This is a genomic window from Thermodesulfovibrio sp. TK110 (genome assembly GCF_054658355.1).
Map to the genome: position 1 here is coordinate 606,167 of NZ_BAAHNB010000001.1, position 16,918 is coordinate 623,084.

A 16,918-nucleotide genomic window follows, 5' to 3' on the forward strand; every position below is an offset into this window, starting at 1 on the left:
AGGTATTATGAAAACCTCTGTATTCAGTATCTGCGGAATGTGTTCAGCAAGATGCCCAATCAGAGTGGAAGTAACTGATGGAAGAGTTACCTGGATAGAGGGAAATCCATATGTACCTGGCATGGAGGGTAGCCTCTGTGCCAGGGGTTCTGCTGGACTGGCACTTCTTTATGACTTTGAAAGACTTCAATATCCCATGATAAGAACAGGACCAAGAGGTTCTGGACAGTATAAACGAGCAAGCTGGGATGAGGCATTTGCCTACATTGCAGAGAAAGTGAAGGCACTGCAATCCCAATATGGTAAAAGAACCGTTGCTCTTCTTGATAGAGGTGCAGGACTTTTTGGAGAGATTCAGAGACTTATTGTTAGGGGGATGGGTTCTCCCAATTATTTTAACCATGATGACTTCTGCCGCAAAAATGTTGATCTTGCCTATCAGAGCCTTCTCGGATATACAAGACCTGAAGTGGGATATGATTGGGTAAATACAAAACATATTGTTCTTTACGGAAGAAATGCTATGGAGGCTTTAGGAGTAAGAGAGGTAAACAACATTATAAAAGGGCTTGAAAATGGTGCTAATCTAACATATATTGATGTAAGAGCCTCCAAGACCGCTACAAAGGCAACAAAGTATCTACAGATAAGACCTGGCACTGATTATGCTCTTAATCTCGCCCTGATCCATGTGATACTTAAAGAAAGTCTTTTTGATAGAGACTTTGTTGACCGCTTTATAATAGGACTTCCTGAGCTTGAAAACTTTATAAAGCCATATACACCTCAATGGGCAGAAAAGGAAACAGGTATTCCAGCTTATGAAATCATATCTCTTGCAAGACAGCTCGGTGCAGACAAACCCCGTGTAATTTTTTATCCAGGATGGTTTGCTGCAAGATATATGGATGCATTCTACTTTGCAAGGTCTGTAATAATACTGAATGCACTGCTTGGCAGCATTGAGCAAAAAGGTGGATTAATACTTGCCAAGACACCTAAAGAAGTGGGTGCTAAGGGGCTTAACAGCCTTCTTGAAAGAATTCCTGCACCTGAAGAAAAGAGAGTTGAAGCAGAGGAAGGGAAGGGATTTCTTTATGATGGTGCAGGACATATTCTTCATCTTTACAGAGCAATAAAAACAGGGCAACCATATCCTGTAAAAGCTCTTTTTGTGGTAAGATATGATCCCTTTGCAGGAATAACTCATAAGGATATTGAAGAGATACTTAATGGACTTGAGCTTCTTGTGACCATTGATGTTAATTATTCTGCCACATCCTATTATGCAGATGTAATTCTGCCAGAGTCCACCTATCTTGAAAGAAGCGATATTCTTGGTATGCAGAGAGGTGCAAAACCTGCCTTTGTAATGAGACGTCAGGCAGTAAAGCCTCTTTACGATACGAAGGCAAGATGGGAGATTGTAAAGGGAATTCTTACTGCCTATGGTGCAGGAGAATACATGCCTTATGAAACTATTGAGGATGTGTGGAACTATCAGCTTGAAGGAACAGGAATAAAGATTGAAGACTTTGATAAAACTGGACAAATTGCTCTCTGTAAAGATGCTAAAATGTATTCAAGGGATGAACTTAAATTTAAAACACCGTCAGGCAAAGTAGAGATTCTATCCAGCAAAATGGCAGAAAGAGAAGTTCCATATTTTTATGAACCTACAACACCTCCGAAACCAGATACTGAAAATGGTGAATTCAGGCTTGTTTTTGGAAGAATGGCAGTTCATACTCATGTTCAGACTCACAACAATAAATATCTCAATGAAATTGTGCCAGAAAATGAACTATGGATAAATGATAAAGTGGCAGCAAAATTAGGTATAAAAAATGGTGACTGGGTAGAAGTATCTTCCGGAGATTTCTCAGGAAAAATCAGAGTAAAGGTTACACCTTTTATACATGAAGAGGCTGTATTCATGTACAGAGGTTTTGAAAATGAAGTGCCATGGAAGAGCCGCTCCTATGGTAAGGGATTAAACGAGGGAAGATTACTTAAAGGAGCTTTTGAAAGAATGGCATATGGCAGTCATACTGGTGCACTCTTTGAAAACTTTGTAAAAGTTAAAAAGATATAGGGAGGTGAATGAATGAGCATCTATTACATATATCAGGATCATGACAGATGCATTGGCTGCTATGCCTGTGAGGTTCACTGCAAAACAAAAAATCAGCTTCCTGTTGGTCCCAGACTCTGTAGAATAATTGAGACTGACATAAAGCTCATTGGTGGACTTCCACGTCAGAGATTTGTTTTTATGCCCTGTTTTCACTGTGAGGACCCATGGTGTGTAAAAGCCTGTCCAACAGGAGCAATGCAGAGGCGCTCAAAGGACGGAATAGTTTTCGTTGAGCAGTCTTTATGTGTGGGATGCAAATCTTGTATTACTGCCTGTCCATGGGGAGTGCCTCAATGGAATCCTGAAACAGGCAAAGTTGTAAAATGCGATTACTGTAAGGATAGAGTTGACCAGGGGCTTAAGCCAGCCTGTGTTACAAAATGCACCACCAAGGCACTAAAATTTGTTTCTGCTGATGAGGCTTCAAAACTTAAGAGAGAGAGGTTTGTAAAGGATACCTATGCATCTTTATACTGACAAAGAAGAAGTTATTGAAGTAGAGGAAGGCACAAAGATAATAAGGGGTAGTAATGTTATAATTACTACCCTTGATAAAGTGGTAAACTGGGGAAGATCTAACTCACTCTGGCCCCTTACCTTTGGATTAGCCTGCTGTGCTATAGAGATGATGGCAGCAGGCGCATCCCATTTAGACCTTGATAGATTTGGAATTCTTTTCAGAGCCTCACCCCGTCAGGCAGATGTGATAATTATAGCTGGAACAGTTACATACAAAATGGCACCAATCGTAAAAAGAGTTTATGATCAGATGCCAGAACCAAAGTATGTGGTTGCCATGGGAAGTTGTGCCTGTACAGGTGGGATTTTTAATACCTATAGTACAGTTCAGGGTGCAGACCAGTTTTTACCAGTTGATGTTTATATACCGGGATGTCCACCAAGACCTGAGGCTTTAATGTATGGTTTGCTTAAACTAAAAGAGAAAATTATGAAGGAGCAAGGAAGATGGGGCAGCTGGAAATAGAAAAAATTAATGATAAAACTTTTGTTCTTCAGATGGGACCCCATCATCCTGCTACTCATGGAGTGTTAAAGTTACTCTGTGAGTTTGAAGGTGAAAGAGTGGTAAAAATCACTCCAGATGTGGGTTATCTACACAGAGGAGTGGAAAAGCTTTCTGAAAATAAAACCTATCCTGGTGCAATGACTCTTACTGACAGACTTGACTATATCTCAAGTATGACGAATAACATTGGATACTGTCTTGCTGTTGAACGGCTTATGCAGATTGAGCCACCACCAAGGGCAAAATTTATAAGAACAATGGTTGCAGAGCTAACAAGACTGAGCAGTCATCTGCTCTGGCTTGCAACCCATGCCCTTGATATTGGCGCAATGACAGTGTTTCTCTATGCTTTCAGAGAAAGGGAACAGATACTTCAATATTTTGAGAAGATATGTGGAGCAAGGCTTACTGTTTCCTATCCAAGAATTGGTGGTGTAAGGGTTGATGTAAAACAGCATGTGCTTGATGAGATTTACAGATTCATGGAAGTAATGCTTAAAAGAATTGATGAGTATGAAACACTTCTTACAGAAAACCGAATATGGCTTGCAAGAACAAAGGGAATAGGTATTATTACTGCAGAGAAAGCCATTTCATTGGGACTTACAGGTCCTGCTCTTCGCGGTTCAGGTGTTTACTATGACATAAGAAAACATGTTCCCTATGATGCTTACAATGAAGTTGATTTTGAAGTGCCAATTGGAGAAAATGGGGATACCTATGATAGGTATTTATGCAGAATTCGTGAGATGAGGCAGTCAGCAGTGATTGTAAAACAGTGCATTGAAAAGATGCCTCAGGGCGAAATAATATCCAATAAATCTCCTGATCTGGATATGCCCCATCAGGCAAAAAGAAAAATTAAGCCAGATGATTCTTTATGGAGTGGTTTTATTGCTTTCAGTGAGGAAAAGCAAGAGATTATGCCACAAGGAGAAATCTATTCAGCCATTGAAGCTCCGAAAGGAGAGCTTGGTTTTTACATAGTAAGTGATGGTTCTGGAAGACCTTACAGAATGCGTGTTAGAGCACCTTCTTTTATTCATATTTCAGCAATTCCAGAACTCTGTGAGGGACATCTGCTTGCAGATGTTATTGCAATTATAGGAACTCTTGACATTGTTATGGGAGAGGCAGACAGATGAATAGACTACTTCAAAAACTTCTTTTCATTGACCTTCTTAAGGGCATGTTCATTACTTTTAAAACTATATTTACAACTCCTGTAACCATTCGTTATCCAAAGCAGAAAAGACCTCTTGAACCGGGATTCAGAGGAAGACATGCCTTTGTTCGTGATCCTGAAACTGGAAAGGAGCGATGCGTTGCCTGCACAAAGTGTGCCCAGGTCTGTCCAAGTCAGTGCATTTACATTGATTATGCAGTTGATAATGACACAGGTGCAAGAGTGCTTATAAAGTATGAGATTGATGCATTAAGATGCATATTCTGCGGTTACTGCGAGGAAGTATGTCCTGTAAATGCCATTGTGCTAACAGAGTTTTTTGAATATGCTTCCTATGACAGAAAAAGTAACTACTTTAACAGAGAAAGCCTTCTTAAAAACTGGGATGAATTTATGAAGCAATATGAAGGTGAGGATTACATAAACAAATTCTGGTATCTTCCAGGAATTAATCGGTATAGACTTCCTGCAGGTAAAAGACAGCCCAGAACTGTTTTAAAGAGAATAAGCATTAAAAACCCAGAGGAGCAGCAGTGATGGAGCCAGGAAGTTACATTCCTTATAAATATTTGCCTGTAGTTATTGCAATGATTTTTGCCACTGTTTTTGGAGTGGTTGGACTTACAGTTAACAAACTTTTAGCACCAAGAAAATTCAATCCCATTAAATTCATTGCCTATGAATCAGGAAATCCACCAAGTGGAGATACAAGAGAAAGATTTTTCATTGGATTCTTTCTACTTGCCATACTTTTTGTTGTCTTTGATGTAGAAGTTATATTCCTTTATCCATGGGCAGTTGCCTTTGATTTAATATCTCTTGAAGGCTTCTGGGTGATGATTGTTTTTATAGGACTTATTTTAGTGGGCTATATTTATGAAATATTCATAGGAGCACTCACATGGCACAGGAAGTAATGGAAATAGATAAAGCAAAAGCAATAGAAAAATCTCTTGAAATTGCAAATACTTTGAAAGAACAGTTTGCTCATGAAGTGCTTGATATAAGTGAATTCAGAGGACAGGTTTCAGTTATAGTAAAAAGGGAAAAAATTAAAGAAATATTGAGATATCTAAAAGAAAAACAGGGGTTTAACCATTTACAGGATCTCTGTGGAGTTGACTACTATCCAGCAGAACCAAGATTTGAAGTTGTCTATAATCTATACAGTATTTCAAGAAGGCTTCATTTAAGAATTAAGGCTAAGGTTTATGAAAGAGAGTCTGAAATTGCAAGTATTACTGAACTTTGGAGCGGAGCAAACTGGCATGAAAGGGAATGTTTTGATATGTTCGGGATAAGATTTACAGGACATCCTGACTTAAGAAGAATCCTTATGCCAGAGGACTGGGATGGACATCCTTTGAGAAAGGATTATCCTCTGAAAGGTAGGGAATTATGGAAGGGATTCAGAGAGATATTAGCACCGGAGGTAGAAGTAGATGATTGATTTACTGATAATGCTTATTAAAACAACAGTTGTTTTTGGAGTGGTTCTCACCCATGTAGCCTATACAACCTATGCAGAGAGAAAAATTATTGGAAGGGCACAGGCAAGAATGGGACCAATGGAAGTGGGACCTCATGGACTGTTACAACCTATTGCAGATTTCATAAAAATATTTTTCAAGGAAGACATTGTGCCAGTAAATGCTGAAAAGTTTATATTTCAAATCGCACCAACTATAGTATTGATATTTACCATGATAAATCTCACTGTTATACCTTTTGACAGAAACTTTATTCTTGCAGAGCTTAATATAGGATTACTTTTTATCTTAGCCTCTGCATCCATATCTGTTTATGGAATTATTCTTGCTGGCTGGGCATCAAACAGTAAGTATTCTTTTCTTGGAGGACTTCGTTCTGCCAGTCAGGTTTTAAGCTATGAAATTGCACTTGGTTTGAGCCTTGCTGGAGTTGTTCTTGCTGCTGGTTCACTTAATCTAAGAGACATTGTAATTGCCCAGCATAATACAACATTAGGTATTTATGCTATTCCGCAGATAATTGGATTTATTGTATTTGTAATTGCGGCATTTGCGGAGACAAATAGAGCACCCTTTGATCTTCCAGAAGCTGAAACAGAGCTTGTGGCAGGTTATCTCACTGAATACAGTGCCTTCAGATATGCTCTCTTTTTCCTTGCTGAGTATGTGGCAATGTATATTATGGCATCACTCTGTTCCCTATGTTTTCTTGGTGGCTGGACAATTCCCAGATTTGTGACTGATATTTTACCATTTCTTGAAAAAGTTCCAGGAATAATCTGGTTTGCTATAAAAGTCTATGCTTTTATTTTCCTTTATATATGGGTAAGAGCAACCCTTCCAAGATACAGATTTGACCAGCTTTTGAATATTGGATGGAAGGTGCTTATTCCAGCGGGAATTGTGAATTTATTAATTATTGCCTTTATAAAAAAGTTTATATAGAGGGATGAAAGATGTTACCTGAACTTTTATTTGCTTACTTTGCTACTGTGATATTATTTTCTGGTATCGCAGGCATGACAAGAAAAAATCTTGTTTACAGCCTTTTATGGATACTACTTATGTTTGTTCATCTTGCAGGACTTTATTTACTTTTAAATGCAGAATTCCTTGCAATGGTCCAGATCATTGTTTATGCAGGAGCTATTCTTGTCATGTTTCTTTTTGTTGTATTTTTACTTAATCTGAAAGAGGAAACAAAACAATCAGTATTAATACATTCATGGAAGGGAAGGCTTTATGCTTCTCTTTTACTTTTGTTTTTTGCCATTTCCGGTGCATTTACTTATAAGAAGCATTACACAGGCAACTACACCATTGAGCTTATTGAAAAACAGGGACATACAAAAATACTTGGAATTGCTCTTTTTAATGACTATCTTTTTCCATTTCTGATTTTAGGCTTTATCCTGATAGTTCCATTAATTGGTGTTGGAATAGCTGCACTAAGGAGGAAGACAAATGGTACCGCTTAGTTACTACTTAGCTTTGAGTACAGTCTTATTTTTTATTGGATTTGCAGGTTTCATCACACGAAGAAATCTGATAATGATGTTTATCTCCATCGAGATTATGCTTAATTCCATAAACCTGTCTCTTATTGCACTGAGTCATTACATGCAGGATATACGAGGACAGATACTCGCTCTCTTTGTTATAGCCATTGCAGGTGGTGCTGTTGCTGTAGGATTAATAGTTCTCATTCTGGCGTATAGAAATAAGCCTACATTAAAACTTGAGGAATTCAATCTGTTGAGGGAAGACTGATGAATGTAGAGCAATCCATTTTACCATTAATTCCAGTTATTGTGTCTTTACTGGCAATTCCATTAATCATCGCTACAGGGGACAGAAATCCTAATCTTCGTGAATTCTGGTCTGTAGTTGCAGGTGTTATTAAATTTTTTGTTGTTGTCTCAATGCTTCCAGCAGTGCTGGCAGGAAAAACCTTGGAGTTTGAAGTTTTCAGACTTTTCCCAGGTATTGAAGTAAAGTTCAGGGCAGATGCTCTTGCAATGTTATTTGCTCTCGGTGCCTCTTTTTTATGGATCATTACAACATTTTATTCCATCGGATATATGAGGGGGCACAATGAGAAAAAGCAAACAAGATACTTTGCCTGCTTTGCTGCAGCACTTTCAACAACCATGGGTGTTGCTTTCTCAGCCAATCTTTTTACTATGTTCCTATTTTATGAGGGACTAACCTTTGTGACCTATCCCCTTGTTGCCCATCATGAAACAGATGAGGCAAAGACTGGGGCAAGAAAGTATGCCATATATTTGATAGGTGCTGCAAAGGTGTTTCTTGTTGCAGCAATTGTAATAACTTACATGATTGCAGGAACTCTTGATTTCCAGAGAGGAGGCATTTTTAATGAGGCAGTGAGACAGACCTATTCGGGTATTCTTGGAATAGTATTTCTAATGTATTTTTACGGATTTGCAAAAGCTGCGGTTATGCCGCTTCATGGATGGCTTCCTGCTGCAATGGTAGCACCTACACCTGTAAGTGCTTTGCTTCATGCAGTAGCAGTGGTAAAAACAGGAGTATTCACTGTTTTGAGAGTGATATTTTTCATTTACGGAACTGATTTTCTTAAAGAACTCCCTACAACAAATTTTGCTCTTTTCATGGCAGCTTTTACCATAACAGTGGGGTCAATGATAGCACTTACAAGAGATAATATAAAAGCAAGGCTTGCATTTTCGACAGTAAGCCAGCTTTCTTACATAATTTTGGGAGGACTTTTACTTACCTATGATGGGATGCTTGGAGGAATAATTCATATCTCCAATCATGCCTTTGCAAAAATAACTCTCTTTTTCTGTGCAGGTTCTCTTTATGTATGTGCCCATAAGACTGAAGTAAGTCAGCTTGATGGAATAGCAAAAAAAATGCCCTGGACCATGGCAGCATTCACAATCGGTGCACTTGGTATGATAGGAGTTCCTCTTGTAGGTGGATTTATAACAAAATGGTATTTGCTTATGGGAACCCTTGAAAAGGGAAGCATTGAAATAGTAGGAGTTTTACTTTTAAGTTCATTACTTAATGCTGGATATTTTCTGCCCATAATCTATCGTGCCTATTTTAAAAAGTTTGATGATACCCATGGACATGCTCATGAAATCAAAGAAAATCCATTTATGGCTGTAACTCTCACGATTACTGCTATACTCAGCATAATTGGTGGATTGTATCCAGACTTTATAATAAATCTCGCAAAGGAGGTTCTGAAATGAACTTAAATGAAAATGAAGAAAAAATGATCCTTAAACATGATCCTATTCCCCCTTATAGAACAGTTTTTTATATAGTTTTTGCTATTGGCGTTATTTATCTTGCAATAATAATTATCCTGGGGGCTAAATGATGGAAGGCAAAAAAATGAGTAAGGGTTTAAAGAAAATTCTTACTATTTTCTTCTTATTCCTTTTTCTACTGATAATTATTGACCCCTTTATTCACAAACATGCCTACTTTGGCTTTGATGAGTATCCATCTTTTTATGGAGCCTATGGTCTTGTGGCTTGCATCTTACTTGTTTTAGCTGCAAAATATATACTCAGACCCATTGTTATGAGAAGGGAGGATTATTATAATGATTAATATTGTTCCACCTGCATTGATACTCATAGTGGGTTCTCTTTTAGTTCCCTTCTTAAAGGAAAGGGTAAGACAGGTCTATATGATTGCTCTCCCATTGCTTACAGTTTTATATCTTTTCAATCTTTCAGAGGGCATATACTGGAAAGTAAAAATACTTAACTATGAACTCATATTTGGTAGAGTAGACAGACTCTCTCTTGCCTTTGGCTATATCTTTGCCATCATAACTTTTATTTCATCCATATATAGTCTTCATGTAAAGGACAATCTTCATTTAATTTCAGCTTTTGTTTATGCAGGTGGTGCTCAGGGTGCAGTTTTTGCTGGAGACTTCGTTACACTATTCATATTCTGGGAAATCATGGCATTTGCAGCAGCCTATATTGTCTGGTCTGCAAAGACAAAACCAGCTATAAACGCCGGTATGAGGTATTTAATGGTTCATATTTTTGGAGGTTTACTTCTTCTTGGTGGAATAATGATTCATTATCATGAGACAGGTTCTCTGCTTTTCAATTATGTAGGCTTAAAGGGACTGAGTTCATGGCTTATATTTCTTGGATTTGGAATAAATGCAGCTTTTCCAGTGTTGCATGCATGGCTACCTGATGCTTATCCAGAGTCTACTGAGACAGGAACTGTATTTCTGTCTGCTTTTACAACAAAAACAGCAGTTTATGTTCTTGCAAGAGGATTTCCCGGAACAGAGATATTAATTTACATTGGAGCAGCAATGACAGTTTTTCCAATATTTTATGGAGTGATTGAAAACAACCTCAGAAGAGTTCTTTCATATAGCCTTATAGATCAGATGGGATTTATGGTAACAGGAATTGGAATTGGTACACAGCTATCTTTAAACGGCACTGTAGCTCATGCTTTCTGTCATATTCTCTATAAAGCATTACTTTTTATGTCAATGGGTGCTGTTTTATACCGTACTGGAAAAATAAATGCTACAGATTTAGGTGGTTTATATAAATCAATGCCTCTTACGACTATCTTCTGTATCGTAGGAGCAGCTTCAATCTCAGGTGTGCCATTGACAAATGGATTTGTAAGTAAATCAATGATAATTTCAGCGTCTGCAGAGGGAGGAATGCTTGCCATATGGATTGCCCTTCTTTTTGCTTCTGCTGGAGTGCTTCTTTATTCAGGAATAAAAATTCCTTTTTTTGCCTTTTTCAGCCATGACTCCGGTATAAGGACAAAGGAAGCTCCAACTCATATGCTTGTAGCAATGGGGTTGGCTGCATTTTTATGTATCGGAATAGGAGTACTTCCAGGTCCTCTCTATTCCATTCTTCCCTATCCAGTGAATTATGAGCCATATACTGCAGCTCATGTAATAGATAAGACACAACTTCTTGCCTTTTCAGCATTAGCTTTTACTTTATTGATGTTATCAGGTATCTATCCACCTGAGATAAGGTCAGTAAATCTTGATGCTGATTGGTTTTATAGAAAGGGAACAGCAGTTTTCATGAAGTTTGCAAACAATGTGCTTGCAAAGCTTGAATACAACATAATCGGACAGGCTTATGAATTTATGGTCATAAAGCCAATGTTAAAAATTGCAGAATTTCTAAAGATAATTGATACTTCAGGAGTTGATGGTACATATAATGGAATGGCAAAGGGTTCTATGAGATTGAGTGATACAGTTAAGATAGTTCAAACTGGAAAAGCTCATGATTATGCCTTTTTAATGGTGATAGGAATTATAATGCTGATTTTAATAGTTTTAATACCAATTGTGATTTAAAGGAGTGAATTATGACTGAGGCAGTTTCGTATCCAATACTTTCAATAGTTACCTTCTTCCCTCTTTTGGGAGTTATTTTGATTATTTTACTTAGAAATGACATGGCAGTAAGATACACAGCCTTTGCCACAACTGTATTGAATTTGATAATATCAATTCCCATATTTACTAATTTTGATAAGTCCAGTCCATCTTTTCAGTTTGTTGAATTTTATAACTGGATTCCTGCAATAAATGCCTATTACAAAATGGGTGTTGATGGTATAAGCATTCTTTTTGTATTGCTTACTCTTATTATTAGCATATTGTGTGTAGTAGTCTCCTGGAGTGCTATTCAGGAGAGAGTAAAGCTTTTTTACTCAATGATTCTTATTATGGAAACTGCGATGATAGGTGTGTTCTGTGCTATGGATTTGCTTCTTTTCTATGTATTTTATGAAGCTATGTTGATTCCTATGTTTTTACTGATTGGAATCTGGGGAAGTGCTAATAGAATTTATGCCTCTGTGAAGTTTGTTCTTTTTACCTTTGCAGGCAGTGTCCTTATGCTTATTGGAATTATCAGCCTTTACTTTATGACAGGTAAAACCTTTGATGTGATTGAAATCTCCAAAGTTAAACTTCCATTAGAGTTTCAGTACTGGCTATTTTTTGCCTTTTTTGCAGCTTTTGCTGTTAAGGTCCCTATGTTTCCCTTTCATACATGGCTTCCAGATGCCCATACTGAAGCACCCACTGCAGGAAGTGTTATACTTGCAGGAATTTTACTTAAGATTGGAGGATATGGATTTGTGAGATTTTCCATACCATTCTGTCCAGATGCTGTACTGAGTTTAAAGCTTTTTATGCAAGTTTTATCGCTCATTGCCATAATTTATGGAGCTTTTGTAACAATCATGCAAACTGATTTTAAAAGACTTATTGCTTACTCTAGTGTTAGTCACATGGGTTTTGTCACACTCGGAATTTTCTCATTGAATCCTCCAGCAATGCAGGGGGGAATACTTCAGATGATTAATCACGGAATTGTAACCGGCGCACTCTTTATGTGCATAGGTGTAATATATGAAAGAACCCATACAAGAGAGATTATAAAGTATGGAGGACTTGGAAAAGCAGTTCCCATGTTTGTTCTTTTTTATACCTTTTTTTCAGCAGCAGCCATTGGTTTTCCTGGAACAAACTCCTTTATAGGAGAATTTCTTGTTATGCTCGGTGCTTTCAAAAGCAGTTTTTATATAGGCACTCCATTAATTCTGGGAATTGTTCTTGGTGCAACATATATGATATGGCTTTATTACAGAGTTGTTCTTAATGAGATAAAACCAGATATAAAGGAGCATCTTCATGATTTAAATTTAAGAGAAGTGCTCATGTTTATTCCTCTTGTTTTTCTTGTGCTCTTGATTGGGTTTCAACCATCTATACCGCTTGGTTTTATGGATGCATCTATTAGGTATTTACTGGATGCATTAACAACTTCAGTTAATCTCACCATGAAATAGGAGGTATATGAGAATGGCTCAATATTTGCCCATTTTGCCAGAGATAGTTTTCACTGTTCTTTTCATCATTTATTTTGTGATAGGTTTGTTTATCAAAAATAGACAGATAACAGGGATTATGGTATTGGTAATTTCACTCATTACTTCATTTACTTTATTCAGTGCTGATGGCACTGCCTTTAATAATATGTTTGTGGCAGACAAATTTAGCCAGAGCCTTAAGTTAGTCTTTCTTCTAAGTCTTTTTCTTTGTACACTAATTTCCCTGAGATATGAAAAAATCAAGGATTATATTTTTTATGAATACTCCCTTCTTATGGTTTTAAGCACTCTTGCCATGATGCTTATAGTTTCTTCAAGAGATTTTATTCCTCTTTTTCTTTCAGTGGAGTTTATGTCACTCTGTGTATATCTTCTTTCAGGATTTATTCTTTCTGATTTAAGATCCAATGAAGCTTCATTGAAGTATTACATTCTGGGCAGTTTTGCATCAGCCATTTTTTTATTTGGAATATCAGCTATTTATGGAGTAAGTGGAACAACAAGTTTTCATGGTATGGCAGAAGTTTTGAGGAATAATTTAGATATTACAATTTATCATTATATGGGAGCAATTGGAGTAATAATAGCTCTTGCCTTTAAAGCAGGTTGTGCTCCATTTCATCAGTGGTCACCGGATGTGTATGAAGGTGCACCAACAACTATTACGGCATTTATGTCAGTTGGACCAAAGGCTGCAGCTGTAGGAGCATTAGGAAGAGTAATTTTTGAAGCTTTCAGTTTTACTCCTCAACTATGGCTTGCTCCCCTTGTATTTATTGGACTTCTTACAATGGCAACAGGAAACATTCTTGCTTTAAGACAGAACAATATAAAACGACTTCTTGCATACTCTTCCATAGCCCATGCTGGATATGTAATGCTGGCAGTAATTGCTTGTTCACAGGACGGTATGAATTCAATAGTTTTCTATATGATGGTTTATGCATTCATGAATATTGGAGCTTTTACTGTCGTATTGGCACTTCCAGATGGTGAATCTATTGAAGGATATAGAGGAATTTCATTCCTAAATCCCTTTGTGTCTCTCTGTATGCTTGCTTTTCTTTTCTCACTCGCTGGAATTCCACCTTTTGGAGGATTTATTGCGAAATTTTTAGTTTTTAAATCAGCAATTCACTCTGGCTATATCTGGGTAGCTATTATTGGAATCCTATTCAGCATACTATCCGCTTATTATTATCTCAGGATAGCTGTAAAAATGTTTTTTTCCAATGCACAGGATCAGATTCAGTCTAAATATCTTTTCCCTTCCAATCTGAATATAGCAATAGCTTTAAATGCTACATTAATATTGATTACTGGAGTAATTCCTGGTATTATTATGTAAAAAGTGTTCTAAAGTGTTTTAGTGTGTTATGGTATAAAAAATAAAATTTATAGGAGGTAACTAAAAAATGAATGTTAAAAGACTGCTTCAGCTTATTAATATCATGATTTTGATAGTACTGATAGGGCTTTTTATACTTTCCTACTTTAATGAAAAAGGATTTCAGGAGCGAATGGAGAAATTAACAAAACGCGATATTATGCTTCTTATTGCATTGAATGATATGTATGCCCAGGGACTTCAGACAGGGCAGGCTACGAGAAATGTATTTATAAATCCAAAAGATGAAACGGCAAAGAAGAACTATCAAAGGGCACATCAGGAATTTATGAAATCCAACGAAGAGGCTATAAAGCTTTCAAAAGGTGAAATACAGGAGCAGCTTAAAAAAATAGCTCAATTATGGCAGAAAGATCATGAGATGAAGATGGAAGTTCAGCAATTGGCAGAACAGGGCAAAAAGGATGATGCAGTTAAAAAAATTATTGAGGAAACGAAAATATGGAGAGATATAAAGTCTATTCTCTTTAAAGTTATAGAGACCCATCAAAAGGAGTTTGACAGAGCTAATGAAGAAATCTCAATGGTCAGAAAGAGAAACTCAATTATATACTCAATTGTTCTTGTTGTTGCCCTTGCAGGTTTGAGTGCACTGCTTTATTATTCCTATAAATCCTATGAAAGGAACATGTCATCTGCCCTTGGATGTTTTACAAAGCTTGAGCAGGGAGACCTCAGACAGGAAGAATCCCGGGCGAGGGATCTAATTGGAGACATATATCAAAGGATTACGACAAGCCTGAGAGGAACAATTGGCAAAATCAGGGATGTTGTTAAAAATACAAATTCAATAGTATCTTCCCTTTCAAAGGAATCTGATAATTTAGAGAAAAATTCCCGTGAGCAGCTTTCCCGCATTGACCACATGGCATCAGCATCAACAGAGATATCTCAGACAATAATTGATGTAGCAAAAAATGCTGCATCTGCTTCTGATTCCGCAAAACAGGCAAATGAAACAGCTCAGAAAGGCAAAAATGCTGTAGAAAAGGCAGCAAATGCAATGATTGAGATCGCAAATTCAATTAAATCTGCTTCAGGCACAATTGAAGAACTCGGACAGAGCTCTCAGGAAATTGGTGAGATAGTGCTTACCATAAAAGACATAGCTGATCAGACAAATCTTCTTGCTTTGAATGCAGCAATAGAGGCAGCAAGAGCAGGAGAGCAGGGTAGGGGCTTTGCAGTTGTTGCCGATGAAGTGAGAAAACTTGCTGAGAGAACTGCTAAGGCAACAGAGGAGATTGCAGAGAAAATAAGAAACATACAGTTAAAATCAGATGCCTCTGTCAATGCAATGAATCAAAGCAGTAAGCAGGCAGAGGGAGGAGTTTCTCTTGCAAATGATGCAATGAAAGCCCTTGATGAAATTGTAATTGCCACAGAAAAAGCAATGGATATGATTCAGAGAATTGCTGTGGCAACTGAAGAATTATCTGCAACAAGTGAAGAGATTGCTCAGAACATGGAGACAATAAAAATAAATATTGAAAGTACAGTAAAAATGATTGAAACAGTAAGGACAATCTCAAAAAAGCTTTATGAAGAGACGAAGAATCTTGATGAAAGTGTGGAGTACTTTAAAATTTAAACTATAAGAATCATTTAAAAGTTTTATTTACAAGAGCTCAAAAATTATTTCTCTTTCCTCAATACTAACTTTTGAGACTTTTACCTGCAGCTGAGTTCCGATTGTAAATTTTCTTTTTCTTTTTAATCCTGTTAAACAGTATCTTTTATCATCAAATTGATAAAAATCATCAGTCATATAAGAGATAGGTAAAAACCCTTCAATATAATATTCCTCAAGCCTTACTCTTAAACCTTCCTGACTTTATCAGTTTGGAGCTAATTTTTATCATTTTTGTGTTGTAAACCATTGAAAAATCAACAAACTGATTTTTAACTTTCCATAAATGTAGTGGCAACTTTTTTATAAATTTATCTAATTATATATTGACAAATTCATTTAAAAGTGGTATTATATTGTCATGTTTCTCAAAATAACAGGGTCAAAAAATCGTAAATATGTCCAGATAGTTCGTTCCTACAGGGAGGGCACTTGTCAAGAATTTTGTGTTTGGGCATAGAATTTTCTATTAAAAATTTGTCTAAGTTCATAGGTATTAGCTTTCAGTATAGGTACAGGATTTTTCAATCTGCCTTGTAACAACCTTTCCCTCTGCAAAAACAGATTTGTCTCAAGTATTTCAATTGATTGAAAATATCCTCCAAGCCTCAGTCTTATTTCCTCTATTCTTCTGTTAAAGTTCTCTGCTGCATTAGTTGTGTATATATATTTTCTTATCTCTTCGGGATATTTGAGAAAATTAAAATACTTCTCTGCCTTTTTCTTTAGTTCCTTCATAAAATAAGAATAGTTTTTCTCGTATCTATCACAGAGAGATTTAAACCTCTCTAATGCATCCTCAAATCCTGAGCTTAGCTGTTTTATTTGATTAAGCATTTTAAGAAATTCCTGAGAAGCCAGTTTCCCCATGTTTTTTCTGATGTTTCTTTTTAAATGTACAAAACAGAGTTGATGCTCTGTAAGTGGATAAAGTGCCTCAAGAGCCTCACTTAGCCCTGGGAAATCATCGCTTACTACCACAACTACCTTCTGTAGTCCCCTGTCAAGTAGATCGTTCAACACCTGCAGCCAGCCTTCCTTGCTCTCTGAACCAAAAAATTCATAAAATCCATAGATGTCCTTCTTTCCCGTCAGGTCTATGCCCAGCACTGT

Annotated in this window: 18 protein-coding genes and 1 pseudogene; 17 read left to right on the forward strand and 2 right to left on the reverse strand. The window is 36.9% G+C overall.

The genetic code is table 11. The features are described from left to right. Positions 1-7: 7 nt before the first annotated feature. From ACYQ3X_RS03230 to ACYQ3X_RS03310, 17 genes are all read left to right on the forward strand, one after another. Positions 8-2,095, forward strand: a complete 2,088-nt coding sequence (locus ACYQ3X_RS03230; protein WP_460180393.1) for a molybdopterin-containing oxidoreductase family protein — start codon at positions 8-10, stop codon at positions 2,093-2,095. A 12-nt stretch (positions 2,096-2,107) separates the two neighbouring features. Then, a complete protein-coding gene (locus ACYQ3X_RS03235; RefSeq protein ID WP_460180394.1) occupies positions 2,108-2,614 on the forward strand; it encodes a 4Fe-4S dicluster domain-containing protein in 507 nt (168 codons plus the stop codon). Then, positions 2,598-3,122: an NADH-quinone oxidoreductase subunit B gene (locus ACYQ3X_RS03240; protein ID WP_460180395.1), complete on the forward strand. Its 525-nt coding sequence runs from the start codon at positions 2,598-2,600 to the stop codon at positions 3,120-3,122. Before ACYQ3X_RS03235 ends, ACYQ3X_RS03240 begins: the two co-directional genes overlap by 17 nt. Continuing rightward, entirely contained in the window at positions 3,104-4,309 is a 1,206-nt protein-coding gene (locus ACYQ3X_RS03245; RefSeq protein ID WP_460180396.1) for an NADH-quinone oxidoreductase subunit D, read from the forward strand. Before ACYQ3X_RS03240 ends, ACYQ3X_RS03245 begins: the two co-directional genes overlap by 19 nt. After that, a complete protein-coding gene (gene nuoI / locus ACYQ3X_RS03250; protein WP_460180397.1) occupies positions 4,306-4,887 on the forward strand; it encodes an NADH-quinone oxidoreductase subunit NuoI in 582 nt (193 codons plus the stop codon). Before ACYQ3X_RS03245 ends, nuoI begins: the two co-directional genes overlap by 4 nt. Beyond that, the gene (locus tag ACYQ3X_RS03255; protein ID WP_460180398.1) at positions 4,887-5,267 is read left to right on the forward strand and encodes an NADH-quinone oxidoreductase subunit A; all 381 of its coding nucleotides are present in this window, start codon (positions 4,887-4,889) and stop codon (positions 5,265-5,267) included. Before nuoI ends, ACYQ3X_RS03255 begins: the two co-directional genes overlap by 1 nt. Next, complete coding sequence (locus ACYQ3X_RS03260; protein WP_460180399.1) at positions 5,252-5,800, forward strand: NADH-quinone oxidoreductase subunit C; 549 nt, start codon at positions 5,252-5,254, stop codon at positions 5,798-5,800. Before ACYQ3X_RS03255 ends, ACYQ3X_RS03260 begins: the two co-directional genes overlap by 16 nt. Beyond that, a complete protein-coding gene (gene nuoH / locus ACYQ3X_RS03265; protein WP_460180400.1) occupies positions 5,793-6,785 on the forward strand; it encodes an NADH-quinone oxidoreductase subunit NuoH in 993 nt (330 codons plus the stop codon). The genes ACYQ3X_RS03260 and nuoH overlap by 8 nt, the downstream gene beginning before the upstream one ends. Before the next feature lie 11 nt (positions 6,786-6,796). Next, complete coding sequence (locus ACYQ3X_RS03270) at positions 6,797-7,318, forward strand: NADH-quinone oxidoreductase subunit J family protein (RefSeq protein WP_460180401.1); 522 nt, start codon at positions 6,797-6,799, stop codon at positions 7,316-7,318. Then, a complete protein-coding gene (gene nuoK, locus ACYQ3X_RS03275; protein ID WP_460180402.1) occupies positions 7,305-7,610 on the forward strand; it encodes an NADH-quinone oxidoreductase subunit NuoK in 306 nt (101 codons plus the stop codon). The genes ACYQ3X_RS03270 and nuoK overlap by 14 nt, the downstream gene beginning before the upstream one ends. Further along, on the forward strand, positions 7,610-9,088 hold the full coding sequence (locus tag ACYQ3X_RS03280; RefSeq protein ID WP_460180403.1) for a monovalent cation/H+ antiporter subunit D family protein: 1,479 nt from the start codon (positions 7,610-7,612) through the stop codon (positions 9,086-9,088). Before nuoK ends, ACYQ3X_RS03280 begins: the two co-directional genes overlap by 1 nt. Next, positions 9,085-9,219 (forward strand): hypothetical protein, encoded by a 135-nt coding sequence (locus tag ACYQ3X_RS03285; RefSeq protein WP_460180404.1) that lies wholly within the window; start codon positions 9,085-9,087, stop codon positions 9,217-9,219. Before ACYQ3X_RS03280 ends, ACYQ3X_RS03285 begins: the two co-directional genes overlap by 4 nt. Positions 9,220-9,233: 14 nt before the next feature. After that, positions 9,234-9,455, forward strand: coding sequence for a hypothetical protein (locus ACYQ3X_RS03290; RefSeq protein ID WP_460180405.1), 222 nt, complete (start codon positions 9,234-9,236; stop codon positions 9,453-9,455). Then, on the forward strand, positions 9,448-11,220 hold the full coding sequence (locus ACYQ3X_RS03295; protein ID WP_460180406.1) for a Na(+)/H(+) antiporter subunit D: 1,773 nt from the start codon (positions 9,448-9,450) through the stop codon (positions 11,218-11,220). Before ACYQ3X_RS03290 ends, ACYQ3X_RS03295 begins: the two co-directional genes overlap by 8 nt. 11 nt (positions 11,221-11,231) lie before the next feature. Beyond that, positions 11,232-12,725 carry an NADH-quinone oxidoreductase subunit M gene (locus ACYQ3X_RS03300; RefSeq protein WP_460180407.1) on the forward strand — a complete coding sequence of 498 codons (1,494 nt, stop codon included), beginning with the start codon at positions 11,232-11,234 and terminating at the stop codon, positions 12,723-12,725. A gap of 13 nt (positions 12,726-12,738) precedes the next feature. Beyond that, on the forward strand, positions 12,739-14,115 hold the full coding sequence (locus ACYQ3X_RS03305) for an NADH-quinone oxidoreductase subunit N (RefSeq protein WP_460180408.1): 1,377 nt from the start codon (positions 12,739-12,741) through the stop codon (positions 14,113-14,115). Positions 14,116-14,182: 67 nt separating this feature from the next. Then, complete coding sequence (locus tag ACYQ3X_RS03310) at positions 14,183-15,766, forward strand: methyl-accepting chemotaxis protein (protein WP_460180409.1); 1,584 nt, start codon at positions 14,183-14,185, stop codon at positions 15,764-15,766. 27 nt (positions 15,767-15,793) lie between these two features. Here ACYQ3X_RS03310 and ACYQ3X_RS03315 read toward each other — a convergent pair. Beyond that, positions 15,794-15,994: pseudogene (locus tag ACYQ3X_RS03315) on the reverse strand (S1 RNA-binding domain-containing protein); the annotation flags it as partial. Between the two features lie 246 nt (positions 15,995-16,240). Next, on the reverse strand, positions 16,241-16,915 hold the full coding sequence (locus tag ACYQ3X_RS03320; protein ID WP_460180410.1) for an IS256 family transposase: 675 nt from the start codon (positions 16,913-16,915) through the stop codon (positions 16,241-16,243). Positions 16,916-16,918: the final 3 nt, after the last annotated feature.